The following is a 23782-nucleotide window of genomic DNA, read 5'->3' as shown; positions in this document are numbered from 1 at the left end:
GTACAGATCTTTATACTAAAATATGTTGTGTATTTTTTCAAGTTTTATTTCGAATTTTATGAATGATCTGTGCGGAAGATGCGCAATCTTTTTTCGTGAGGAGCGAATGGTAATATGCTAAACTATAAATAGTTAACTTGGCAAACAGAAAAATGTTTATGGATATAAATGAAATTAAATCCAGGAGGGGGGACTTGTTTGGAGATAAAAGACAAACTGTCTCTGTTGCCGGAAAAACCCGGTTGTTACTTGATGTTAAATCAAGACCAGGAAGTGATTTACGTCGGCAAGGCGAAAAATTTGCGAAACCGGGTTCGTTCTTATTTTACGGGGAGCCATGACGGAAAAACCCAACGCTTGGTGATGGATATCGCCGATTTTGAGTACATTGTCACGTCCAATCACGTGGAGGCTTTGATTCTGGAGTTGAATTTGATCAAAAAACACCGCCCGAAATATAACGTGATGTTAAAAGATGACAAATCGTACCCTTACATCCGGCTGACCAAAGAAAAACATCCCCGCCTGGAAGTGACCCGGAACTTAAAAAAGGATGGTTCCAAATACTTCGGACCTTATCCCCATGCCGGAGCGGCTCAACACACCAAAAAGTTATTGGACCGCTTGTTTCCGCTGCGCAAGTGCAAAACAATCCCCAAACGGGTATGCCTGTATTACCATATGGGACAATGTCTGGCTCCTTGTGAAATGGATGTGGATCCGGACGATTACGAGAAAATAACGAAGGAAATCGTCCGCTTTTTAAACGGGGGAGTTACGGAACTGAAAAAAGAATTGCAAAGAAAAATGGAAGAAGCAGCGGAAAACTTGGAGTTCGAACAAGCCAAAGAGTACCGGGACCTGCTCTTGGATATTGACTCAACCATTGAAAAACAAAACATTGTCCTTCCCGCTCAACAGAATTTGGACATCTTCGGCTATGCGGCGGAAAAGGGCTGGATGTGTGTCCAGGTGTTTTTTGTGCGCCAGGGAAAATTGATTGAACGGGAAGTATCGGTGTTTCCGCACTACCACGAGGCAGAAGAAGATTTTGTTTCTTTTGTCGCCCAGTTTTATCACGAAATGCCTACACTCCCGAAAGAAATTCATTTACCCCGAGGAGTGGATCCGGATATTCTCACAAAAATGCTTCCGGAAGTTCACATTCATGTTCCCCGGCGCGGCAACAAAAAGAATCTGGTGAACATGGCCACCGAAAATGCGGAGATTGCCTTGAAAGAACGTTTCCAATTGTTGGAGCGGGACGAGCAAAAAACGTGGAATGCGTTGGAAGGTTTGAGCCGGGCGCTTGGCATCGGGTTGCCCCGCCGGATTGAAGCATTTGACAACTCCAATATCCAAGGGACCGATCCGGTGTCGGCGATGGTATGTTTTATCGATGGAAAACCGGCCAAAAAAGAATACCGCAAATACCGGATCCGGACCGTTTCCGGCCCCAATGACGTGGAAACCATGCGGGAAGTGATCCGGCGCCGTTATACGCGCGTTTTGAAAGAAAACCGTCCGTTGCCGGATTTGGTCTTGGTGGACGGCGGAAAAGCGCAAATCCATGCGGCCGTGGATGTGTTGGAAAACGAATTGGGATTGTTTATCCCGGTCGGCGGCATGGTGAAAGATGACAAACACCAAACAGCCAAACTGATGGCCGGGGATCCGGTGGAGGAAGTGAAGCTGGAGCGGGGAAGCGACACTTTTTTCCTGATCCAGCGCATTCAGGAAGAAGTACACCGCTTTGCCATCACGTTTCACCGGCAGGTTCGCGGCAAAAGCATGTTCCAATCCGAATTGGATAAAATCCAGGGAGTCGGGCCGAAACGAAAGCAACTGCTTTATCAACATTTTGGATCCATTGAAAACATGAAAAAAGCTTCCATTGAAGAGTTTCGGAAGGCGGGTATTGGCGATCAGCTGGCCCGGACCATTCTGAAGGAGTTAAACCAATAAGATCCTCGCCGTCGGGAGGGTGAGGATCTTTTTTACCAATCGATCATTTGATGATGTAAGGGGGACTTCTTGGTGCGTGACATTCATGAGAAAATTGAAGCCATGGATCCTGTTTATTTTCTTCGTCAATATTCAAGGGGACAAGCTGTTTCGAAACAAATGGTGCAGTTGATTTATGAATTAAAAGAAAGGTATTCTTTTTCCAACGGGGTCATCAACGTTTTACTCGAATTTTGCATGTTGGAAAATAACTATAAGATCATCCGTGCCGATGTGCTCAACCTGGCTGAAGACTTATTCCGGAGAAACATTTCCACGGGAAAAGAAGCATTGCATTATTTGAAAAGTTTGCAAAAGCGGAAACACCCGTCTTCATCCCCTGATGTTTCGCGCACCTCCAACCCGGAAAGCCGGGAATACAATATGGAATATGTGGAGACCAATATTGCTTTGCTTGCCAGACAGCTGCATGAGTTGCGGAAGGAAATCAAAGAATCCTTTTTGAACATGGATCAACAATTGGATCAAATTGAATCACATCTGAAACGATTGTCTAATCTGATGAAATAAAAAGGAAAAAGATGAAAAAGGCCTGCAGGGGTCTTTTTTCTTTTTGGGGTGAATCGGTTATAATCCTTGATTGGTCTGGTGCTTGGCAGGAAGTCTTCCCGGCCGAAAAGAACAAGAATTTACGAAGAAAGTATACAGGGCGTCATTTTCGATACAGATCCTTATGTTTGTTTCAGAAGAAAATCGGGGAAAGGAGAAATGCGTATGAGGGAAAAATCCGGGGAACAAAACCTCGTGGCCGATTGGGTTTGGCAGGTTTATTTGACAAGGAAATTAAAAAAACACTTTGCCCGTGTGTATGTCCGATGCAGCGAACAAATCAACGTTTCGATTCCTACATTATATATGGCCAATCATGCAAGCTGGTGGGATCTTTACCTGGCCATGTGGATCAGCCGGAATTACTTGCGGCAAAATGCTTATTTTTTGCTCAATGAACAGGAAACCGACACGTATGGATGGCTGGGGCAGGAAGAGGTGCTCTCTTTTGACGGGGATTCCTATCAACAAATTCAAGAAGCTTTGGAACACGGTGCAGAGATCCTGGATGGAAGATTTGGCTCGCTTTGGGTTTTCGGGCAGGGAGAAGTGAAACATCCGGATTTTCGCCCGCTTCGTTTTTTGCCGGGACTGGGCTCATTGCTTGAAAAGGTGAAACATGTGCAAGTGGTGCCGGTTGCGTTTTATTATTCCATGACCGGACCCTCTCCGGAAGCTTGCATCCAATTGTCTGCACCGATTGTGCCTTCCACTTTTGAACAGGGAAACCGCCGGGCATGGATTGCCGCCTGCAGCAAGGAACTCACCTATCATCTGGATATGGTCAAGGAACAGGTGATTTCCGAAAATCTTGGCGATTTTGAGTGTGTACTGGCAGGAACCATGGCCGGGGACCATCCGTGGCCGCCGGTAGAAGATTGGAAAAAGCAAATTGAACAATGGATACAGAAAATAAAGAAAGGGTGACACACTCCATGAAAAAGGGAATTGTCATTGGAGGCGGGATTGCCGGACTGGTGGCCGCGATCCGGCTGGCGGCATATGGCTATGAAATCACCTTGCTGGAAAAGCAAAAAGAGTTGGGAGGGCGATGTCGTTCTTTTCAGCTGAATTCTTACTTTTTTGATGGGGAATTCGTGCCGGTCATGATGCCGGAAGTGATCGGGGAAGTTTACCGGGAAGCAGGAGAGGAAATGGATCCCGACTTGCGTTTTATTCCGCTTCCGGTCAACAGCCGCCATTTTTTTTATAATAAAACGGTCATTGATTTGTCGGCCGATCCGGATTATATGATGGAACAATTGACAGCTTTTTCCCAGGAAGAGCAAAACCGTTTTTTTGATTATTTGTCCGAAGTGCAGCAGATGTATGAAGTGATTGAAGATTATGTGATACGAAAACCCAACCGCAGTTGGACCGATTTTTTCCGGAACAAAGCGATTTGGCGTGGTTTGAAAGCCCGCCCGTTTGAATCGCTGGATGCTTTTCACCGCCGCTACTTCAAGGACCACCGGCTGATCGCCATGATGAACCGGTATGCACTGTACGTGGGTTCTTCTCCTTATCAGGCGCCTGCAGCGTTGGCGATCTTAAGTTATCTGGAGATGGTGCACGGGTTAAGCTATGTCGAAGGCGGGAACCGGCGTTTGGTGGAAGCGTTGGTCCGGTTGGCCGAAAAGGTGGGGGTGATGATACATACCTCTTGCGAGGTGGAAGAGATCCTGGTCAAAGAAGGACAAGCGTCAGGGGTCAAGGCGGGCGGAGAAAAATGGGAAGCGGATTTTGTCATCAGCAATGTGGACGTGCAAGTAACGAAAAAATACTTCCTGGGAAGGAAAGAAGACAAACCGGAGCGGATGAGCAGTTCCGGGATTTTGTGGTTGCTCGGGGTAAAGCAAAGCTATCCGCAATTGTTGCACCACAACTATTTTTATCCGGATGATGTCGGCCGGCAGTATATCGATATTTTTGAACAACAAAGATGGCCGGAGTCTCCTCTTATCTATGTCGGAAATTCCAGTGTGTCCGAACCGGACCGCGCACCGGAAGGAGCCAGCAATCTCACGGTGATGGTGCCGGTGCCCTCAGGAAGCCGGGAGAATATGGAAACCTACCGGGAACGATTGTTGTTTTTGCTGGATAAAGTATGGGGATTGAAAGATTTGAAAGATCACATCGAAACGGAGCAAATCATGGGGCCGGCTGAGCTGGAGGAATTAACCGGTGCCAAGGGCGGAGCCTTAAACGGCCGGGCTTTTCACGGTTTCCGGTCTTTGATCCGTCCGCCCATGAAAGATAAAAAAGTGCAATGCCTGTATTACACGGGATCCACGACCTATCCGGGCCACGGAGGTGTTTCCGCCTCGGCTTTAAGCGGGCTCCATGTGGCACGGATTCTTCGCGATGATCATGAATACCTCATGGGATTGGAAGAAAAGCGGAAAGCAAAGCAATTAAAGAAAGAAGCCCGTCATGCTTCCAAAATAAAAACTGCTGACAAGGCACCGGTTTCCAGTCAGCAGAAAGGAATGAACGATTAATCCTTTTGAGAGTTTTTTTCTTCTTCTTTTTCCTTGCCGTTTAAGGCATCGCGGAAAGATTTCAATGTTTGTCCGGTGGCCCGTCCCAGCTCGGGCAGCTTTTTGGGCCCGAACAATAACAAGGCAACGACCAGAATAATGATCAGTCCGGGTAATCCGATGTTTGCCATGAAATTTCACCCCTTTATGTTGTTTATTATAATCTTTCAATCCGGTTTGTACCAGTGATGCTTTTTGTCAGTCGTTTCCCGTGAAGATTTTTCTTTGATTTAAAGAAAAAAAGTGTTTGAATGGATTGAATCCGGAACCCGGTTATGGTAAGATCGTAAAAAATCAGGACAATGAATAAATATTGCTCGCTGATCATGTGGACTAGAGGCGCGGCTTTTATGAGTACTTGTCCGGAGTGTCGGGACACGAGGATGGACAAGGAAAGGAAAATGCCGCCGAAGCTTGTGGGAAATCCCGATTGAACACAAGCTGGTGTTGTGCTCGAACAGGGGCAACACTGTCACAGAAGCCACGGCTTTTGTGGAGAGCTAATCCGCAGGGAATATGCGGGCTGGAGCGTTGGAAACCAAGGCGACAGCAAGCTATCTCTGCTGTGGCCTTCTGTTTTTTCTGAGCGAGTTTAGTCCAGCTGAGGAAAGAGGAGAGGAACCATGGGGATCGTTGTGCAAAAGTTTGGCGGTACTTCGGTGGGCGATGTCGCCAGGATTCATAAAGTGGCAGACCGGATCGCTGAAACCGCAAGGCAGGGACATCAGTGTGTCATCGTGGTGTCAGCGATGGGAAAATCCACAGATGAGCTGGTTCATCTGGCCAATGAGATCAGTCCGCATCCGGAACCGAGAGAGATGGATATGCTCTTGGCCACTGGAGAACAAGTCAGCATCGCTTTGTTGACGATGGCGCTCAAAGAACGGGGATTGAAAGCAAGATCCATGACGGGGTGGCAAGCCGGAATCCAAACCGATCATGCGCATGGAAAAGCAAGGGTGACAAAAGTCCGCACCGAAGCCGTGCTTGAATGCCTGAAACAGGGTGAAGTCGTTGTGGTTGCAGGATTTCAGGGGATTTCCCCGGAGAATGAGATCACCACTTTGGGACGCGGAGGTTCCGATACAACGGCGGTTGTTTTGGCGGCAGCCCTGGGGGCGGATTGTTGTGAAATTTACACGGATGTGACCGGGGTCTTTACAGCTGACCCGCGCGTGGTGCCCGCCGCCCGGAAAATGGATGAAATCACTTATGAAGAAATGCTCGAACTGGCACACTTGGGAGCCGGCGTTCTTCATCCGCGTTCGGTGGAAACGGCGCTCCATCATCAAGTCCGGTTGGTGGTCCGTTCCAGCTTTGTGGATGAACCCGGAACATGGGTGAAAGGGGAGAAAACCGTGGAAAACGAATTAAACGTACGGGGCATCGCTCATGATCTCGATGTAGCAAGAATCAAAGTGCTGGGCCTGCCCAACCGCGAAAATATGTTGTCGCAATTATTCGGACTCATCGGTGAAGCGAATATCAATGTAGATATTATTGTGCAAAGTGAACATGACCATAAGGAGATCGATGTGGCTTTCAGTGTGCAAGAATCTGAAAAGGATGCAACGATTGAATTATTAGAATCGGCAAAAGATTCCCTGGGTTATGCCCAGTTGATTTCCGAGTCCGGTCTTGCCAAGGTGTCTGCAGTGGGGATGGGCATGATGACGAAGCCGGGGGTGGCCGCGAAAATGTTTGCCACGCTGAGTGAAGCCGGAATCCGGGTGAAAATGGTTTCGACATCTGAAATCAAAATTTCTTGTGTGGTGGACAGGGAAGTGGCATTAAAAGCCGTGCGCCGGCTTCATACGGCTTTCGGGTTGGATCAAACCGAAGGGAAAGAACCCGTTCTGCAGGGAGTGGCCAAAGAGAGCTGATCTTGATCGGCTCTCTTTTTTCATGAACGGATGACCCGTGCAAAGGGTTACTCTGTTTTTTATAGAATAATATTTAATATGCAGTTTTTTCTTCATCATGAAATAAGAACACAGCGGAAGAGGATAGGTTTGCGCTGTGACCGGAAATTGACTTTGTTTTCCGAAAAATAGCAATTGAAAAAGAGATGAAAATGTTTCAGTTTTATGCAGGTTGGGGGGGGGAGAGGATTGCTGAAATACATCCTTCAGCGCTTCATCCAGATGATCATTACGCTATGGGTGATTGCAACGGTTACCTTTTTTATGATGAAAGCAATTCCCGGAGATCCGTTTTCGGATGAAAAGAAACTGCCGGAGCAGGTATTGGCCAATTTGCGCGCCCATTACCAGTTGGATGACCCCATTCCGGTTCAATATTTGAACTATATGAAGCGATTATTGCAATTGGACTTGGGCCCTTCCATCAAATTTGAAACCCGTTCGGTCAATGACATGATCCAAGAAGGGTTTCCGGTATCCTTCCAATTGGGAATCCAGGCATTGGTTTGCGCAATCATTGCCGGTTTGTTGCTGGGGGTTGTTGCCGCACTCAAACAGAACCGGACGGCAGACTATCTGGCCATGGTGCTTGCCGTGCTCGGCATTTCCATCCCGAGTTTTGTGTTGGGGCCTTTATTGCAAAAGTATCTTGCCGTGGAGTGGGAACTGTTGCCGGTGGCCACCTGGGAAGGGTTTGCCTCGACGATCATGCCGACACTGGCACTGGCGGCTTTGCCGCTTGCCACCATTACGAGGTTGATGCGCTCCAGCATGGTGGAAGTGTTGACGCAAGATTATATACGCACGGCCCGGGCCAAGGGATTGCCACCCGTTTATGTGATTTCCCGCCACACGATCCGAAATGCCATTTTGCCCGTGGTGACCGTGATTGGTCCTCTTGCGGTCGGCATTTTGACGGGAAGTTTTGTGATTGAAAATATCTTTTCCATTCCGGGGATCGGCAAATATTTTGTGGAAAGCATTCATAATCGCGATTATCCGTTGATCATGGGGGTTACGTTGTTTTATTCCGTTTTGCTGGTGGGAATCAATTTTCTTGTGGATTTGGCCTACGGACTGATTGATCCGCGTATCCAACTGGGCAAAAAGGAGGGGAAATGACATGCAACCATCAGTGAATCCCCGGTTTCAACCTGCCCGGCGCCATCCAGCGTCCATCGAAAAAATCCGTCGTCCCACCCAAACTTATTGGCAGGATGTATGGGGGCGGCTCCGTAAAAATTATCTGGCCATCACCGGACTGGCCGCCATCTTGCTGATTGCGCTGATTGCCGTCATCGGTCCGGTCGTTTCCCCTTATGATGTTCACCAACAGAATTTGGAACACGGGCGGAACCTTCCTCCTTCCAAAGAACACTGGTTTGGAACCGATGATTTGGGACGGGATGTGTTTGTGCGGGTGTGTGAAGGAGGAAAAATCTCCCTCACCATCGGCTTGGCCGCGGCACTCATTGATTTGGTGATCGGTGTGATTTACGGAGGAATTGCCGGTTATCGCGGGGGACGCACGGATGAAATCATGATGCGGGTGGTGGATGTTTTATGGGGACTGCCCCATCTGTTGACGGTGATTTTATTGATGGTGGTGATGCCGCCGGGTGTGACAACCATCATTATTGCATTGACGGTGACCGGCTGGCTCAATATGGCGCGTCTGGTGCGGGGGCAGATTTTACAGTTGAAGGAGCAGGAATTTGTGCTTGCCGCCAAAACCCTGGGGGCCAACACGCCGAGACTGCTTTTTAAGCATCTGATCCCCAATGCGCTCGGCCCCATCATCATCATGTTGACCTTAACGGTTCCTTCTGCCATTTTTTCAGAAGCATTTTTGAGTTTCCTCGGTTTGGGGGTCCAATCTCCCGTTGCCAGCTGGGGGACGATGATTGATGACTCGCTGATTACGATTCTGTCCGGAGAATGGTGGCGCCTTTTGTTCCCGGCAGTGTTTCTTTGTTTGACCATGCTGGCTTTTAATGTTTTCGGAGACGGTTTGCGTGATGCCCTTGATCCGAAAATGAGGAAGTAGCAAAGGACAAAGGAGGGTTTGAGTTGGAAACCATCTTGAAAGTCGAGGATCTCCATGTATCTTTCCGGATTCCCGGAGGGGAAGTGCAGGCCGTCAGGGGCGTGAGTTTTTCGTTAAATCAAAAAGAAACGCTGGCCATCGTCGGTGAATCCGGAAGCGGAAAAAGCGTGACGGCCTTATCCATCATGCGGCTGATCCCGTCTCCTCCCGGAAGGATCAAACAGGGAAAAATCTTTTTGGGGCCGAAGGAATTGACGAATTTGCCGGAGGAAGAATGGTATCAGATTCGCGGCTCCCGGATTGCGATGATTTTTCAGGATCCGATGACCTCATTGAATCCGACCATGACCATCGGGTATCAGATCATGGAAGGCATTCGCTGGCATGAGCAGTGCGGTTATCACGAAGCCCGTCAGAAAGCCTTGGAAATTTTGGAGTGGGTGGGGATTTCCCATCCGGAAAGAAGAATGAAGCAATATCCGCACGAATTCAGCGGCGGGATGCGGCAGCGGGTCATGATTGCCATCGCCCTGTCCTGTTCTCCGGAAATATTGATTGCCGATGAACCGACCACGGCGTTGGATGTCACCATTCAGGCGCAAATATTGGATTTGATGAAAAACATCCAGCAACAGACCGGCACCTCCATTTTGTTGATTACCCATGATTTGGGGATTGTTGCGGAAACGGCGGACCGGGTTGCGGTGATGTACGGGGGACAGATCGTGGAGACCGGAACTGTGCGGGAAATATTCCATCAACCGCATCATCCGTATACCTGGGGACTCATTCAATCCATGCCCCGGTTAGACCGGTCCAAAGAACAAGCACTCCGGCCGGTTCCCGGGTCCCCTCCGGATTTGTTCCTTCCTCCCCAGGGATGTCCGTTTGCGGATCGTTGCCTGTATGCGATGAATATCTGTTTTGAAGAAATGCCGGAAGTCACTCCGGTCACCCATACGCACCAAGTGCGCTGTTGGTTGGAAGACCCCCAGGCTCCGGCGGCAGATTTTTCCAAATCGGTTGACAATTTATAGAATTATCTTTATAATTGATTAGAAAAATTATATAAGAAACTGCTTCTTATCCAGAGTGGTGGAGGGACTGGCCCGATGAAACCCGGCAACCTCGCTAGTTATTAGCGGTTGGTGCCAATTCCTGCAGGATTTGAATCCTGAGAGATGAGAAGAGGTTGACGGAACGTGCGACGGATCGTGAAGCCCTCTTCGCTCAAGGAGAGGGCTTCCTGTTTTTATTCAGGAGCTTTTGGGGGAATGAAAAATGACATTACAGTTGGTCGAGATAAAAGATACGGTCTCGATCGGATCTTTTGAATTGGAATGCGGGGAGATTTTGCCGGATGTGACACTGGCTTATGAGAAAGTGGGCCGGGTCGGCACAGACCAGGTGATTTTGGTTTGCCATGCATTGACCGGGGATGCCCATGCAGTGGGTAATGAGTCGGATCCGGGATGGTGGGACGGACTGATTGGCGCAGGCAAATATATTGACTTGAGCCAATACACCGTAATCACGATGAATGTGCTCGGAGGATGTGGAGGAAGCACCGGTCCCGCTTCGACGGACCCGCGCACCGGAAAACCATATGGAAGCCGGTTTCCCAAGGTGACCATTCGCGACATGGTGCGGGCGCAATATGAAGCACTTTTGAAGCTGGGCATCCACCGCTTGAAAGCAGTGATCGGGGGATCGATGGGCGGGATGCTGGCTTTGGAGTTTGCCGTGATGTACCCGGATTTCATGGAAAAGTGCATCCCGATTGCAACCGCCGCCTCGTTGTCGGCCATGTCCATGGCTTATAACACGATCGGGCGCAGAGCGATTGTCAGTGATCCGGATTGGCAGGGAGGGGATTATTATCCGTCAAAAGGCCCGGTTCGGGGATTGTCCATCGCCCGGATGATCGGAATGGTGACATACCGTACGGATCTTTTGTTTGAAGAACGTTTTTCCCGGCAGAATCCGGAAAATGCGCGGGAAATGGTGGACAGTTATTTGCATTATCAAGGCCGCAAGCTGGTCAACCGGTTTGATGCCAATACGTATCTCAGGTTTCTCGATGCCATGGATCATCATGATTTGGGACGCGGACGGGGCGGTGTGGAAGAAGCGGTCAGGAAGATTCATGCCGAAGTTTTGACCATCGGAATTGAGGAAGACATTTATTTTCCCGTCTGGCAACAGCGCGATTTCCACCAAATTTGTCTGAAAAAAGGGGTCAAGTCGGTTTATCATGAGTTTTCTTCTGATTACGGGCATGATGCTTTCCTTGTCGAGTTCAACCGGTTCGGTCCGCAGATTCACCGGTTTTTAAACGGAGGATAAAATTTGACCGTTCCTTGACGGCGGAAACAATATGGGAGTAAAATATATAGCGAGTTGAAACCCTTTTCTATTTTCTTAAAAATTATTGATAGACTTTTCAATTCATTCACTGATCGCGATTATGTCCTAGATTGGAGGCAAATGATGAGCACACAACGCAGCTTTTTCAACCGTCGGATTCACTCGTTGTTGGGCGTAATACCGGTGGGCTTTTTTTTAGTTGAGCATTTATTCACCAACTACTACGCCACACGAGGGGCAGATGCGTTTGTGGAAAAAGTCGAATGGCTTTGGGGTTTACCGTTTTTGCTTGTACTTGAAATTTTCTTTATTTTTCTGCCTCTCTTATATCACGGTATTTACGGATTGTACATTGCGTTCCAGGCGAAAAACAACGTGGGAAATTTCGGTACTTTCCGTAACTGGATGTTCGTTTTGCAACGGGTAACCGGTGTTGTGACATTGGTTTATGTCATCTGGCATGTGTGGGAAACCAGGGTACAGGTTGCTTTGTATGACCTGACGTCGGAACAATTGGCTCAGCTCATGGCAGACACTGTGCAAAATCCGGTTGTTTTCGCTCTGTATATCATCGGGGTCCTTTGTGCCGTTTTCCATTTCAGCAATGGAATGTGGTCATTCCTTGTCAGCTGGGGTGTGACGGTGGGACCGCGTGCCCAGCTTGTTTCCACATGGGTGTGGAGCGCGGTTTTTGTGATTGTTTCTTATTTGGGAATTTCAGCACTATTCGCGTTTGCCAGACCTGAATTTATTCAACAATTGGCACAGCATTAGAAGGGAGCACTTGCCAATGAATGAAAAAATAATCGTTGTGGGCGGTGGTTTGGCTGGTTTGATGGCAACCATCAAAGCGGCTGAAGCCGGTGCCGATGTACAACTCTTTTCGCTTGTTCCTGTGAAACGCTCTCACTCTGTATGTGCACAAGGCGGTATCAACGGTGCTGTCAATACCAAGGGTGAAGGAGATTCCCCGTGGGAACATTTTGACGACACGGTTTACGGCGGAGACTTCTTGGCCAACCAGCCGCCGGTAAAAGCAATGTGTGAAGCAGCCCCGGGAATTATTTATATGATGGATCGCATGGGTGTCCCGTTTAACCGGACCCCGGAAGGATTGATCGATTTCCGCCGGTTCGGGGGGACCAAACATCACCGGACGGCATATGCCGGAGCCACCACCGGACAACAGTTGCTTTATGCGCTGGATGAGCAAGTCCGCCGGTTTGAGGTGGAAGGGAAAGTCACCAAATTCGAGCATTGGGAATTTGTCCGGATTGTTCAAGATGATGAAGGGCGTTGCCGGGGGATTGTCGCCCAAAACCTGAGGAGCAGCGAATTTGTCACTTTCTTGGCCGATGCAGTGATCCTGGCAACCGGTGGCCCGGGAATCATCTTCGGGAAATCGACCAACTCGATGATCAATACCGGAACGGCTGCCAGTGCGGTGTATCAACAAGGGGCTTATTATGCCAACGGTGAATTTATTCAAATTCATCCCACGGCCATTCCGGGAGATGACAAGTTGCGTTTGATGTCGGAATCGGCAAGGGGTGAAGGCGGACGCGTCTGGACCTATAAAGACGGGAAGCCGTGGTATTTCCTGGAAGAATGGTATCCCGCATACGGAAACCTGGTTCCGAGGGATATCGCAACACGCGCCATTTTTAAAGTTTGTGTTGATATGAAATTGGGAATCAACGGCGAAAACATGGTTTACCTGGATCTGTCTCACAAAGATCCGCACGAATTGGATATCAAACTCGGTGGAATCATTGAGATCTACGAAAAATTCGTCGGAGAAGACCCGAGAAAAGTCCCCATGAAAATTTTCCCTGCCGTACACTACTCCATGGGAGGCTTGTGGGTTGATTTTGATCAAATGACCAATATTCCCGGACTGTTTGCCGCCGGAGAGTGTGATTACCAATATCACGGAGCCAACCGCCTGGGGGCGAACTCCTTGCTCTCCAGTATCTATGGTGGAATGGTGGCCGGGCCGAAAGCCATTGAGTATGTGCGCGGACTGAATCACAGCGTTGAAGACATGTCCGTGGATCAGTTCGAATCGCAACGCAAAGCGGAAGAAGAAAAATATGAAAGCATCCTGAAAATGGACAGCGGCAATGAAAATGCCTATCTCTTGCACAAAGAGTTGGGTGAATGGATGACGGATAATGTCACGGTAGTCCGGTACAATGACCGTCTGAAGAAAACCGACGAGAAAATCCAGGAGCTGATGGAACGTTATCAAAACATCAATATGGTGGATACCAGCAAATGGAGCAACCAGGCCGGACCGTTCACCCGCCATTTGTGGAACATGTTGCAATTGGCCCGTGTGATCACGCTGGGTGCTTACAACCGGAATGAGAGCCGCGGTGCCCATTTTAAACCGGAATTCCCCGACCGGAACGACGAAGAATGGTTGAAAACCACCAAAGCGAAATTTACACCGGAAGGCCCTGTGTTTGAATATGAACCGGTTGATGTTTCTTTGATTAAGCCTCGCCCGCGTCGTTATGATGTGGATAAAGGAGGTGCGAAAAAATGAGTGAACAAAAAACAGTGCACCTCATCATAACACGCCAAGACGGACCTGATGATAAACCTTATGAAGAAGAGTTTAAAATTCCTTATCGCAAAAACATGAATATCATTTCCGCATTGATGGAAATCCAACGAAATCCTGTAAACAGCGAAGGAAAAGCCGTTTCTCCGGTTCAATGGGAGTCCAACTGTCTGGAGGAAGTGTGCGGAGCTTGTTCGATGGTAATTAACGGAAAGCCACGCCAAGCTTGTACCGCACTCATTGACAAATTGGAGCAACCCATCCGGGTTCAACCGATGAAAACATTCCCGGTGATTCGGGACTTGATTGTGGACCGCAGCCGGATGTTTAATGCCTTGAAAAAGGTGAAAGCATGGATTCCGATTGACGGAACTCACGATCTCGGCCCGGGACCGCGGATGAGCGAAAATGAACAGCAATGGCGTTATGAATTGTCAAAATGCATGACCTGCGGGGTTTGTCTGGAAGCCTGCCCGAATGTTAACAGCCAATCGGATTTCATGGGACCCTTTGTGGTGGGACAAGTGCAATTATTTAACTCACATCCGACAGGGGCCATGAACAAGGAAGAACGTCTCGAAGCCCTCTTGGACAAAGGCGGCTTGCAAGAGTGCGGAAACTCGCAAAACTGCGTGCAAGCTTGTCCGAAAGGCATCCCGCTGACAACAGCGATTGCCAAATCAAACCGCGATGCGACAAAATATTTGTTTAAAAAGTGGTTGTCCATTTAAACAAAAAAGAACCGCTGGAAAGATTCCAGCGGTTCTTTTTTTAAAAATTATTGCCGTGAAGAGGCAGAGGTGAAGAATTCACCAATTGCTTTAAAGAGATTGCCCAACCATTCAAAAATGGTGTCGATGATTCCTTGCGTGGTTTCCGAGTTTAAAATGTCTTTGATATCTCCACGCAAGCTTTCAAATTGCTGGCTCAATTGATCCCAGTCGATGCCCAATTTATCGAAGTTTTGGGCGTATTGAACCAGATTGTTGATGGTTTGCTGATTCAAGTTGATATCAAAATCATTGGAAACGTTGATAATGATATCCCGGAATTCTTCCGGAGTTTTTGGTTTTTCTTCAGAGACTTGCTTTTTCACTTCGTTGATGAATTGAACAGCTTTGTTCGGATCGCCGATCTCTTGGGAGAGCTCTTGCGTCCGGACAATTTCTTCGTTAGCCACTTGTTTTTTATTTTCATCAATTTTTTCTCCGGTTGCTGCTTCAAAAGCTTTGATAATCCCGGTCAAACCTGCGGTGCCGGAAACTTCAAACGGAGCGGTGACATAAATGTCCGCATCTTTGATTCCGGCTGTAATGGCAGCATTGGCATACATGCTGGGGGTAATGGTGGTGATTTTGTTGGTTTTCACCGAGATACCTTCCCCGGAAGAAGTAAGTACAATTTTTGCCGAGGAGATGGCCCGGCGTCCGATGACATCCGCCCCCAAATATTTTCCAAGGTATTGATGTTCTTCTTCGTTGGTTACATCAATGATGGTGACAGTATCCGCGTTTTCACTGACACCCATTTCTTTCAAAATTTGATCCCGTTGGGTTCCGGTCAAATCTTTCCCCAAGGTGACGACGGTTTCTCCTTTAATGGCATCGGCGGAAGCCGGTTGCGGTACAATCAAGGAGAAAGCCGTCATTGCCACAAGGGCAAGGATGCTCCACAATTTAATATTTTTCATCCGTAATGAAATCCCCCTTTTCATGAAAAGAAACATGTGACAATCCAGATGTTTCCTTCATTTTCCATTGAGGTAAAGTGGCTCAAGCTTATTTTAACTTGTTCCGTGGATTCTGTGAACAGTAAAAAGCAGGCAGGAAATCAAAATTTATCATTTATTTTGCTGAAAAATCAGAAAAATAATGCAGGATTGGGAAGAAGCGTTTGCCGGCAGGACGGACATATTTTCAAACGGCAAACGCTTCCTGTGTCATACATCCGGTTAAAAGACCGGATCTTTCAGTTCAGCCAGTTTTTCCAGAGAAGTTTTATCCACGTCTTCATGCAAACTGTTGCCATGGGCATCCATGGTGACGATGGCGGCAAAGCCTTTCACCTGGAGATGCCACATTGCTTCCGGAACGCCAAATTCCATAAAGTCGACGCCGTCCACGCTGGTGATGCAGTCGGCATAATATTGGGCCGCTCCGCCGATGGCGTTGAGGTAAACCGCCCCGTGTTCTTTTAAGGCTTGCAAGGTTTTCTTGCCCATGCCGCCTTTTCCGATGATGGCGCGAATGCCGAATTTCTTGATGATATCCCCTTGATACGGTTCTTCGCGGATGCTGGTGGTGGGACCGGCGGCTTTGACATGCCAGTTGCCGTCCTGATCTTTGAGCATGACCGGACCGCAGTGGTAAATGACGCTGCCGTTTAAATCGACCGGAGCGTCGTGATCCATCAAGTGTTTGTGGATGGCGTCACGGCCGGTGTAGATCGGACCGTTGATGATGACGATGTCCCCCACTTTCAGCTGACGGACTTGTTCTTCGGTGATCGGGGTGTGAAGTTCCACGGTGCGTGTGTTTTCAGAAGAAACGGCATGGTTTTCTTCTTTCACTTGGAGATCCACTTTTTCATCGGATTGGTACAGCCAGCGGGTGATTTTTCCGGTTTTGGGATCGATGGTGACACCCTGGCGACGGAAAGCCCAACAGTTATATGCGACCGATACATAAAAGCTGGCAGGAATCCGGTGCATGGCGCCGATTTTACAGCCCAATAAAGTCACCTCTCCGCCGAAGCCCATGGTTCCGATGGACAACGTGTTGGCTTTTTCGAGAATATATTCTTCCAATTCAGCCAGTTTTGGATTCGGGTTGGTGTCATCCAAATGACGGAACAATTGTTTTTTGGCCAATTCATAGCCGGTGGTCCGGTCGCCGCCAATCCCGACGCCGATAAAGCCAGCACTGCATCCTTGCCCTTGGGCTTGGTAAACCGAATGCAAAATACACTTGCGGATTCCGTCCAAATCGCGTCCGGCCCGTCCCAAGCCTTCCAATTCACAAGGCAAACTATATTGAATATTCTTGTTTTCGCAGCCGCCGCCTTTTAATATCAGGCGTACTTCCACTTCGTCTTTTTCCCATTGTTCATAGTGAATGACCGGAACGCCTTCTCCCAGGTTGTTTCCGCTGTTTTCCCCGGTGAGGGAGTCCACGGAGTTCGGACGCAAAATCCCTTTTTGCGTGGCTTCGACAATCGCTACCCGGATGGCTTTGCTCATTTCAATCTGATTGGCGCCGACGGGAACTTTGATTTTAAAAGTCGGCATGCCGGTGTCCTGGCAAATCGGGGAAACGTTTTCTTCAGCCATTTGAATGTTGTCGCAAATGGTGGATAAAGCCAAAGCGGAACGCGTCCCCGCATTTTCCAGTTCTCTGGATTTTTTAATGGCTTTGCGCACATCTGCCGGAAGATTGGTGGATGTTTCGGTGATCAGTTGTAATATGGACTCTTTGAACGCTTGCATGTAAACCCCTTCTTCTTTTATGAATTGGTAACGCATGATCTGAATGATGAAAGCGCTGTGAGAACAAAGCGCAGAATCATAAGGCATAAGAACAGAATCTTCTATTCAATATCTATTATAACGATATTTAAAACATTTCTCAGCATGATAAAAAGAGAGGGTTTTTCTCCATAAATAAAGCCGAGGGGAAGTCCCTTCGGCATTCGTAAACAGAAAATTCAGTTTGCCGGATCCAATGCGTTTTGCGCTGATTTGACAAACCGTTCTTCTTTGTCAATCATTCCGCAGACACCGCATTGGACACGGTATTTTTCGCCGCGGTACCGAATTTGAAAAGGATCGTCTTCTGGCACGGTCTCAATGATTTCACCGGTCAGCCGATCCTTTTTGACGGAATGCACCACTTGTTCAATGATATTAAAACGACTCCGGTTTGTGCCGCAAGCCGGACATCGATATGGAAATGACATCGTTGGACACCTCCGGTGCCATTAATGTCCCCTGCTTTTTTAAAAATTATTCGTCACAGTCGATCCATTCGTCCGCCCATTTTTGAATGGCGTCAATGACAGGGGTGAGTGCTTTTCCTTTCTCGGTCAAAGCATACTCGATCCGCACCGGCGTTTCCGCATAAACTCTCCGTTCCACCAATCCTTTGGCCTCAAGTTCTTTCAATCGTTCGGCAAGCATCCGCTCGCTCATCAAAGGAATTTGCTCGCGAATATCCCGAAAGCGGCTTGTTTTTTCAATCAAAACACGAATGATAAGGCCTGTCCATTTTTTGGAAATAATTTCAACAGCCATTTCAAATTTCGGACAAATACAGCGGTCCATAGCTTTTCACCTCTCTTATTATCTTAGCAAATGATCCGGATGTTGGCACCTTTCTCAAGAAAATAGATTGGTCTTGTCGACCAATCTATGTGCCGCCCAAATGATAAACCGATTGAATTCTTTCTTTTTCTTTTTGGAAAGATTCGCGGATTTGCCCAAAGCTCCATCCTTTTTCTTTGAAATAAAGCAAATAATCCAGTAACAGAGGGGACCAGTTGAGGTCAAACACTTGTTGGACAAACGCATGGGCGGCGATTTCCCGCAACCGGCTCAATCGTTTGCGAATGGCGAAAGGGCCTTTCTGCTTGATGGTAACACGGGGCAATTCATCATCGGTCCGCCCGATTTTGGTTTCTTCCAAGTGATGAAACCATTCATGGTATAAATGCAGCAAGAAAAGATCTTCTTCCGTTACCGGGATGTTGAGTTCTTCGAAGAACCGCTGGATTTGATGCATGGATTTGCGGTAAATGCGGATGGTTTTGGTTTTCTTGTTATATTCGGCGCGAATGGCGGGTTTTTCCGGATGCCGGTCCAAAAAGCGCACGGTGATTCCTTGTCTTATGAGCAGATTGATCATATCCTTGAGCGATTGTTTTTGTTCCGCCCATTTGCCGGATGCAAGGATTCCTTTTTGAATGGCCTGGTCAATCAACAAAGGAACTTCGGATGGAGACAGATGGGGAAAATACTCATCTTGCTCCAGTTCCAAAACAAATAAACATTTCGGAGGCAGTGTCGGACACCGCTCATCCAAATTCATCAAGGTTTTGTCCGGATTCGCTACGCGGCTCATATTGGTTTCTCCCCGATATTTTTATTTTACAGTTACTTTTATGCGATACCGGGCTTGACTCATTCCAACCTGTCAGAGATTTGTTTCGTCTGAAGAGATTAATTGAAGAATCCAGTCTTTGATGTCGATCAAGCGCAGCGTTTCGGGCTTGGAGTTTGTGCCGCAAATAATCATCGGCACTTCCGAATCCAGATAATGCAGGGAACCGTGAGATCCGCCTTTATGTGTCGGAGAGCCTTCCCCCGTCAACTCATATCCCGGCGAAGCAGTGACTATGATCACCCGGTCCCAAGTATTCATGACACCGGATAAACGGAATAACACATCAGGAAAAATGCCGTAGCGGATCCGGTTTGATTCATCCGGTTTCAGGTCCAGGACGGACAGGTCTCCCTCCAGCTTCCAGGTTTGGCCGTATTCGTCCGCATACGGGCCTTCTTTTTGAAACCGGCAACGGGCTTCCGGGACATTACCGCTGATGACGTGAATCCAATCTTTTTCTTGCCAGGCAATCAGGTCCAGTTTGGGTTCCTTTTTCAATGCCTGAACCACTTCGTTCATCTTAAGATCAGGGTCTGTTAAATAAATGTAAGCCATCCGTTCATTGACGCATAACACCAGTTGGTCTTCTTTTCGCGGCGTTTTTTGCCGGATGGGCATGATTTTGTAGTCACTGAGAAGTTTTCGCAAATCGATGTAAGCGGCTTGATGATTGGGAAGAATCGGGGTTTGTCCGCTGTCGCCCATGACAATCCAAGTGACTTGCCGGATGGCTTCTTCCCAGGAACCGAAGGCATCCAAAACCTTTTGCAGTTCTTTGTCCGCTTTTTCAATCCCCTTGATTTGCGACGGGCCTTCCCGATGAACCGCATCGTCATTGGTGGGGAAATAGGCAATGGTAAACGCCGGCAAATGGCCTTTTTTAATCAGCGAAGCCAGTTCCTTTCGCGAAAAGGAGTCATTAAACCCGAAACGTCTCCAAAGCGAATCATATTTACCAGACCTTGAGATTTTGGACATGGCACCAAATGAAAAAAGAAACGGGGCTTTGGTCTGAATGCGCTTGGGCAAAAGGGCGGTCCATCGCGCCAACAAAGGAGGAAACAACGTTCTTTGATAATTACCCCGGTAAATCAATCCGTTGATGGATGCGGTGGGCAAGTCCGTTTCTTCATGAATGGTTTTCACCTTTTGGCTGATGTATTTTTGGTTCAGATTCAAGAGGCTGTCTTGCAACACGGTTTTCAAGCCGAAAATAAACGTTTCTTTGAAACCCGTGCCAAAGTTGACGATGCGGTTTTCTTTTTTGTGAAAATAAACCAGGCCGTAAATATGATGTTCATTGGGGGTTGCTCCCGTGAGCAAGGTTGTGTCGATGCTCACGGACATGGTTGGAAAGCTGGTCACCACCTTGGGATGATATTGCCCGTTTTCCACCAAATATTTCATTGCCGGTGCTTTGCCAAAATCCAGCACTTCTTTCAATGGAATGTGCATCAAAGAATCAATGATGATCAAAACCACCGGCTTTTGCGCCGGGGAATATTTCAAGGATTGCATTTCCTGCTGTTGCTTACGACGCTCTTTGGAACCGGAAAGCCCCGATCCGACAGCCAGGATGACAATGAAAAGTGCAATGAGGATTATTCCCATGAGGATCATTCCGTGGTTTCCTTTCTCTTGGTTGTTTGCAAGTAGTTTGGCTCGGACTCGGGGCAATTATGCCCGGGTTTGACGGTGGGGAAAAAAACATTGTACCTTAAAAGAGTGAGGATTTTAACATTTCAGGCGTAAGTCAGAAAGGGGATCGCGCAAAAATGCATACGCTTTCAAAAGTGCCGGAAACGGAAATCAGGGAACGGATTGCCCGTTTTCAATCCATGCTTCAAGAGAAGGAAACAGACGGTGCTTTGATCACCCAGAACATCGATCTTTATTACTTGACCGGGACGATGCAAAACGGGGTCTTGTATGTGCCACAAAAAGGAGAACCCTGTTTTTATGTAAAAAAAAGTGTAACCCGAGCCGAATTTGAGACGGTTCTTCCTGTGCAACCTTTGGGAAGATTACGCGAGTTGGGCGGGAAAATCGAATCGGCCTTCGGGCCGGTCAAACGGTTGGGGCTGGAATGGGATGTACTTCCTTACGGCCTCGCCCAAAGATATATCGGTTTGTTTCCCGGGGCCGAACCGGTGGACATCTCCTTTGATTTAAGGCTCCAAAGAGCGGTCAAGTCCGAATATGAACTCCGGCAAATGCGCCAGGCGGCCTCCCATGTCAAAGAAATCGTGGAATCCCTTCCCCGTTTGATCCGGGAAGGCAAAACCGAATTGGAACTGTCGGCAGAAATTGAATACACCTTGCGGTTAAAAGGAAGCATCGGATTGTTCCGGATGCGGGGATACAACCAGGAACTTTGCCTGGGAATGGTGGCTTCCGGTTCCGCTGCGGCCACGCCCACTTATTTTGACGGACCTGCCGGCGGATTGGGTGCGCAACTGGCCAGTCCGCAAGGGGCGAGTGCCAAACCGATTAAAGCCAATGAACCGATTCTGGTGGACATTGCCACGACAGTGGAAGGTTATCTGATTGACCAAACACGGCTGGCAGTGATCGGGGATTTGGATGATGATTTAAAGCAGGCTTATAAGGTGGCCGTTTCCATCATCAGAGAAGCCGAAGAGATGGGAAAACCCGGCGTTTCCTGGAAGTCATTGTATCTCCGTTCGCTGGAAATGGCAAAGGAAGCCGGTTTGGCGGAGCATTTCATGGGATTCGGGCCCGATCAGGCCAAGTTCCTGGGGCATGGCGTCGGTTTGGAGATGGACGAGCTTCCCGTTTTGGCAAGGGGATTTGACCAGCCGCTGCAAGAAGGAATGGTGATCGCCATTGAACCGAAGTTTACCTTCCCGGGACGCGGGGTCGTCGGCATTGAAAACACATACTTGGTGACTAAAAACGGACTGGAATCGTTGACCACCGCTCCGGAAGACATCATCCGAATCCCGGAATAAAATTTTTTCTTTTCTATCCCGTTTTTCACCCTTCCTTCCGAAGTTTCCGGAACCGTTACAGTGGATGTTGAATATGATGATGGAGAAAAGTGACGCAGCGATTCGAAAATAACAGGATATGCGCCTAAATAGCGGATAAAAACTCACCATTAGCGGAGCCCCGACATAATATAACTTGACTGGTCCCTGACCCTTGTAAATCAAGTGCTCGAGCAAGGAAGGGTGGCATCATTTGAGTAACCGAAGAGGCAACTCCTTGTTGACCAACCGGGAGAGGGAAGTGTTTGAGCTTTTGGTGCAAGACAAGACAACCAAAGAAATCGCCCAACAACTGTTTATCAGCGAAAAAACCGTTCGTAACCATATCAGCAATGTGCTGCGGACCATTTGCGGAAAGGGGGACGGGTTAGACGGAAATGATTAGCGCGAATTTTAAACGATAAATTTATCGTCGATCGGGAGTAGTCAAAAAACCTAGGGATTGACGACACTTTTCTTTGTTTATTGATGAATGAGTAACAAGAATGTGCTAAAATAATGAAAGATTCTAAGCGGATTTTTGGGGATTTATGTAGTATCTATAAGGTATTGAAATTTCTTTTTCGGTCACTAAGCCGAAGACTTCTGCAACATTTATGTAGTATCTATAAGGTATTGAAATTTGGTCGGTTGCATTTGTGTACCGATAATTTTATAGGTGTTTACCTAAAAGGTTTCGAAACTACTTATTTTTGTAATTGACAGTATATATCGAAACAAATTACTGTCGTCGATCGGGAGTGATGCAAAAAACTCCGGAGATCGACGACTTTTTTCTTTTATTTTTCAAGGTTTTTAATTTATTGATGAATGAGTTATAAGAATGTGCTAAAATAATGAAAGGTTTTATGCGGGTTTTTGGGGTCTTGAAGTACCTATAAGGTATTGAAACGCAGTTCGATCATTAGACCAGATCGACAAAACCAAAGGTCTTGAAGTACCTATAAGGTATTGAAACCGCAATGGTGTAACCGTGGAAAGTTTAAGCCAGGTGAGGTCTTGAAGTACCTATAAGGTATTGAAACTTATACTAACGTTATCGTTAACTGTCAAGAGGTTTCGGTCTTGAAGTACCTATAAGGTATTGAAACTTTTCTTCGCGCAATCTTTTCACCTCAGGATAAAGCGGTCTTGAAGTACCTATAAGGTATTGAAACCCTAGACGTGCATCGGATCTGGCATTGGCCGCAGGAGGGTCTTGAAGTACCTATAAGGTATTGAAACTCGCCTGCTGACCCGACAAACCCGCGCATTGACCGAGGTATATGAAGTACCTATAAGGTATTGAAACTTTGATATTGCAATACAACAGAAGACGCCGCCGGATCAGGTATATGAAGTACCTATAAGGTATTGAAACTCAAAATATTTGCATGGGTTTACTTTCGTTCTGTCTCGTCTATGAAGTCACAAAAGATCACCTCAACAAAAAGTATTCGATCGGTTTACTTTCGTTCTGTCTCGTCTATGAAGTACCTATAAGATAACAATGTTTTGTGATTATACATGTTTGTACTAGTTTGGAGCTGAGATAGCTCCTTTTTTAGTTGTCTGTTCAATTTGGCGACAAAAGAGAGCTCTTCTGTAAGGGGCGGA

Annotated in this window: 21 protein-coding genes, 1 CRISPR repeat array and 2 riboswitches; of the genes, 14 read left to right on the top strand and 7 right to left on the bottom strand. The window is 47.6% G+C overall.

What is annotated here, in order from left to right:
• The first annotated feature begins 198 nt into the window (after window positions 1-198).
• The 4 genes from uvrC (at window position 199) to NYE37_RS10755 (ending at window position 5075) form a co-directional block, all read left to right on the top strand.
• Entirely contained in the window at window positions 199-1965 is a 1767-nt protein-coding gene (gene uvrC / locus NYE37_RS10770) for an excinuclease ABC subunit UvrC (protein WP_255359646.1), read from the top strand.
• Window positions 1966-2037: 72 nt separating this feature from the next.
• Complete coding sequence (locus NYE37_RS10765) at window positions 2038-2535, top strand: DnaD domain protein (RefSeq protein ID WP_037993345.1); 498 nt, start codon at window positions 2038-2040, stop codon at window positions 2533-2535.
• Between the two features lie 204 nt (window positions 2536-2739).
• On the top strand, window positions 2740-3501 hold the full coding sequence (locus tag NYE37_RS10760) for a lysophospholipid acyltransferase family protein (RefSeq protein WP_049719807.1): 762 nt from the start codon (window positions 2740-2742) through the stop codon (window positions 3499-3501).
• An 8-nt stretch (window positions 3502-3509) separates the two neighbouring features.
• The gene (locus tag NYE37_RS10755) at window positions 3510-5075 is read left to right on the top strand and encodes a phytoene desaturase family protein (RefSeq protein WP_049719808.1); all 1566 of its coding nucleotides are present in this window, start codon (window positions 3510-3512) and stop codon (window positions 5073-5075) included.
• Here the strand turns inward: NYE37_RS10755 and NYE37_RS10750 are convergent.
• On the bottom strand, window positions 5072-5245 hold the full coding sequence (locus NYE37_RS10750) for a twin-arginine translocase TatA/TatE family subunit (protein ID WP_062842883.1): 174 nt from the start codon (window positions 5243-5245) through the stop codon (window positions 5072-5074). The two genes, NYE37_RS10755 and NYE37_RS10750, sit on opposite strands and share 4 nt — an antisense overlap.
• Before the next feature lie 195 nt (window positions 5246-5440).
• A riboswitch (Lysine riboswitch) is annotated at window positions 5441-5625 on the top strand.
• 112 nt (window positions 5626-5737) lie between these two features.
• On the opposite strand from NYE37_RS10750, the gene NYE37_RS10745 reads away from it, so the two are divergent.
• The 8 genes from NYE37_RS10745 to sdhB all read left to right on the top strand — a co-directional run bounded on the left by NYE37_RS10745 (window position 5738) and on the right by sdhB (window position 14750).
• The gene (locus NYE37_RS10745; RefSeq protein WP_037993341.1) at window positions 5738-6997 is read left to right on the top strand and encodes an aspartate kinase; all 1260 of its coding nucleotides are present in this window, start codon (window positions 5738-5740) and stop codon (window positions 6995-6997) included.
• A gap of 228 nt (window positions 6998-7225) precedes the next feature.
• Window positions 7226-8158: an ABC transporter permease gene (locus NYE37_RS10740; protein WP_165489703.1), complete on the top strand. Its 933-nt coding sequence runs from the start codon at window positions 7226-7228 to the stop codon at window positions 8156-8158.
• A 1-nt stretch (window position 8159) separates the two neighbouring features.
• Window positions 8160-9083 carry an ABC transporter permease gene (locus tag NYE37_RS10735; protein WP_340712019.1) on the top strand — a complete coding sequence of 308 codons (924 nt, stop codon included), beginning with the start codon at window positions 8160-8162 and terminating at the stop codon, window positions 9081-9083.
• A gap of 23 nt (window positions 9084-9106) precedes the next feature.
• Window positions 9107-10120, top strand: coding sequence for an ABC transporter ATP-binding protein (locus NYE37_RS10730; RefSeq protein WP_340712018.1), 1014 nt, complete (start codon window positions 9107-9109; stop codon window positions 10118-10120).
• A gap of 43 nt (window positions 10121-10163) precedes the next feature.
• A riboswitch (SAM riboswitch) is annotated at window positions 10164-10271 on the top strand.
• A 93-nt stretch (window positions 10272-10364) separates the two neighbouring features.
• Window positions 10365-11429, top strand: a complete 1065-nt coding sequence (metX, locus tag NYE37_RS10725; RefSeq protein WP_181731940.1) for a homoserine O-acetyltransferase MetX — start codon at window positions 10365-10367, stop codon at window positions 11427-11429.
• Window positions 11430-11573: 144 nt separating this feature from the next.
• On the top strand, window positions 11574-12224 hold the full coding sequence (locus tag NYE37_RS10720) for a succinate dehydrogenase cytochrome b558 subunit (RefSeq protein WP_198050990.1): 651 nt from the start codon (window positions 11574-11576) through the stop codon (window positions 12222-12224).
• 16 nt (window positions 12225-12240) lie between these two features.
• Window positions 12241-14001 carry a succinate dehydrogenase flavoprotein subunit gene (gene sdhA, locus NYE37_RS10715; protein ID WP_340712017.1) on the top strand — a complete coding sequence of 587 codons (1761 nt, stop codon included), beginning with the start codon at window positions 12241-12243 and terminating at the stop codon, window positions 13999-14001.
• Window positions 13998-14750 carry a succinate dehydrogenase iron-sulfur subunit gene (sdhB, locus tag NYE37_RS10710; RefSeq protein WP_037993331.1) on the top strand — a complete coding sequence of 251 codons (753 nt, stop codon included), beginning with the start codon at window positions 13998-14000 and terminating at the stop codon, window positions 14748-14750. Before sdhA ends, sdhB begins: the two co-directional genes overlap by 4 nt.
• A gap of 47 nt (window positions 14751-14797) precedes the next feature.
• Here the strand turns inward: sdhB and NYE37_RS10705 are convergent, their stop codons facing one another.
• The 6 genes from NYE37_RS10705 to NYE37_RS10680 all read right to left on the bottom strand — a co-directional run bounded on the left by NYE37_RS10705 (window position 14798) and on the right by NYE37_RS10680 (window position 20786).
• On the bottom strand, window positions 14798-15709 hold the full coding sequence (locus NYE37_RS10705; RefSeq protein ID WP_037993329.1) for a DUF1002 domain-containing protein: 912 nt from the start codon (window positions 15707-15709) through the stop codon (window positions 14798-14800).
• A 261-nt stretch (window positions 15710-15970) separates the two neighbouring features.
• The gene (locus NYE37_RS10700) at window positions 15971-17503 is read right to left on the bottom strand and encodes a fumarate hydratase (protein ID WP_037993457.1); all 1533 of its coding nucleotides are present in this window, start codon (window positions 17501-17503) and stop codon (window positions 15971-15973) included.
• A 218-nt stretch (window positions 17504-17721) separates the two neighbouring features.
• Entirely contained in the window at window positions 17722-17973 is a 252-nt protein-coding gene (locus tag NYE37_RS10695; protein ID WP_037993328.1) for a hypothetical protein, read from the bottom strand.
• Between the two features lie 46 nt (window positions 17974-18019).
• Complete coding sequence (locus NYE37_RS10690) at window positions 18020-18337, bottom strand: winged helix-turn-helix transcriptional regulator (RefSeq protein WP_037993325.1); 318 nt, start codon at window positions 18335-18337, stop codon at window positions 18020-18022.
• An 85-nt stretch (window positions 18338-18422) separates the two neighbouring features.
• Complete coding sequence (locus NYE37_RS10685; protein WP_037993323.1) at window positions 18423-19133, bottom strand: hypothetical protein; 711 nt, start codon at window positions 19131-19133, stop codon at window positions 18423-18425.
• Window positions 19134-19205: 72 nt separating this feature from the next.
• Window positions 19206-20786, bottom strand: coding sequence for an alkaline phosphatase family protein (locus NYE37_RS10680; protein ID WP_340712016.1), 1581 nt, complete (start codon window positions 20784-20786; stop codon window positions 19206-19208).
• Window positions 20787-20950: 164 nt separating this feature from the next.
• On the opposite strand from NYE37_RS10680, the gene NYE37_RS10675 reads away from it, so the two are divergent.
• Both NYE37_RS10675 and NYE37_RS10670 read left to right on the top strand, forming a co-directional pair.
• Window positions 20951-22147, top strand: a complete 1197-nt coding sequence (locus NYE37_RS10675) for a M24 family metallopeptidase (protein ID WP_198241335.1) — start codon at window positions 20951-20953, stop codon at window positions 22145-22147.
• Between the two features lie 232 nt (window positions 22148-22379).
• The gene (locus tag NYE37_RS10670) at window positions 22380-22571 is read left to right on the top strand and encodes a helix-turn-helix domain-containing protein (RefSeq protein WP_340712015.1); all 192 of its coding nucleotides are present in this window, start codon (window positions 22380-22382) and stop codon (window positions 22569-22571) included.
• Window positions 22572-23048: 477 nt separating this feature from the next.
• A CRISPR array of direct repeats spans window positions 23049-23546; the repeat unit is 30 nt; unit sequence GGTCTTGAAGTACCTATAAGGTATTGAAAC.
• Between the last annotated feature and the right edge of the window lie 236 nt (window positions 23547-23782).

Origin of the sequence: Thermoactinomyces sp. FSL K6-2592 (assembly GCF_038006465.1) — a bacterium.
In the GTDB taxonomy this organism is placed as follows: Bacteria; Bacillota; Bacilli; order Thermoactinomycetales; family Thermoactinomycetaceae; genus Thermoactinomyces; species Thermoactinomyces vulgaris.
This window is presented reverse-complemented; position numbering and strand designations above follow the sequence as displayed.

Coding starts and splice junctions, on each gene's coding strand:
- NYE37_RS10760 (WP_049719807.1), top strand. CDS start 2,740: ATGAGGGAAAAATCCGGGGAACAAAACCTCGTGGCCGATTGGGTTTGG.
- NYE37_RS10755 (WP_049719808.1), top strand. CDS start 3,510: ATGAAAAAGGGAATTGTCATTGGAGGCGGGATTGCCGGACTGGTGGCC.
- NYE37_RS10750 (WP_062842883.1), bottom strand. CDS start 5,245: ATGGCAAACATCGGATTACCCGGACTGATCATTATTCTGGTCGTTGCC.
- NYE37_RS10745 (WP_037993341.1), top strand. CDS start 5,738: ATGGGGATCGTTGTGCAAAAGTTTGGCGGTACTTCGGTGGGCGATGTC.
- NYE37_RS10735 (WP_340712019.1), top strand. CDS start 8,160: ATGCAACCATCAGTGAATCCCCGGTTTCAACCTGCCCGGCGCCATCCA.
- metX (WP_181731940.1), top strand. CDS start 10,365: ATGACATTACAGTTGGTCGAGATAAAAGATACGGTCTCGATCGGATCT.
- NYE37_RS10720 (WP_198050990.1), top strand. CDS start 11,574: ATGAGCACACAACGCAGCTTTTTCAACCGTCGGATTCACTCGTTGTTG.
- sdhA (WP_340712017.1), top strand. CDS start 12,241: ATGAATGAAAAAATAATCGTTGTGGGCGGTGGTTTGGCTGGTTTGATG.
- sdhB (WP_037993331.1), top strand. CDS start 13,998: ATGAGTGAACAAAAAACAGTGCACCTCATCATAACACGCCAAGACGGA.
- NYE37_RS10705 (WP_037993329.1), bottom strand. CDS start 15,709: ATGAAAAATATTAAATTGTGGAGCATCCTTGCCCTTGTGGCAATGACG.
- NYE37_RS10700 (WP_037993457.1), bottom strand. CDS start 17,503: ATGCAAGCGTTCAAAGAGTCCATATTACAACTGATCACCGAAACATCC.
- NYE37_RS10695 (WP_037993328.1), bottom strand. CDS start 17,973: ATGTCATTTCCATATCGATGTCCGGCTTGCGGCACAAACCGGAGTCGT.
- NYE37_RS10690 (WP_037993325.1), bottom strand. CDS start 18,337: ATGGACCGCTGTATTTGTCCGAAATTTGAAATGGCTGTTGAAATTATT.
- NYE37_RS10685 (WP_037993323.1), bottom strand. CDS start 19,133: ATGAGCCGCGTAGCGAATCCGGACAAAACCTTGATGAATTTGGATGAG.
- NYE37_RS10680 (WP_340712016.1), bottom strand. CDS start 20,786: ATGGGAATAATCCTCATTGCACTTTTCATTGTCATCCTGGCTGTCGGA.
- NYE37_RS10675 (WP_198241335.1), top strand. CDS start 20,951: ATGCATACGCTTTCAAAAGTGCCGGAAACGGAAATCAGGGAACGGATT.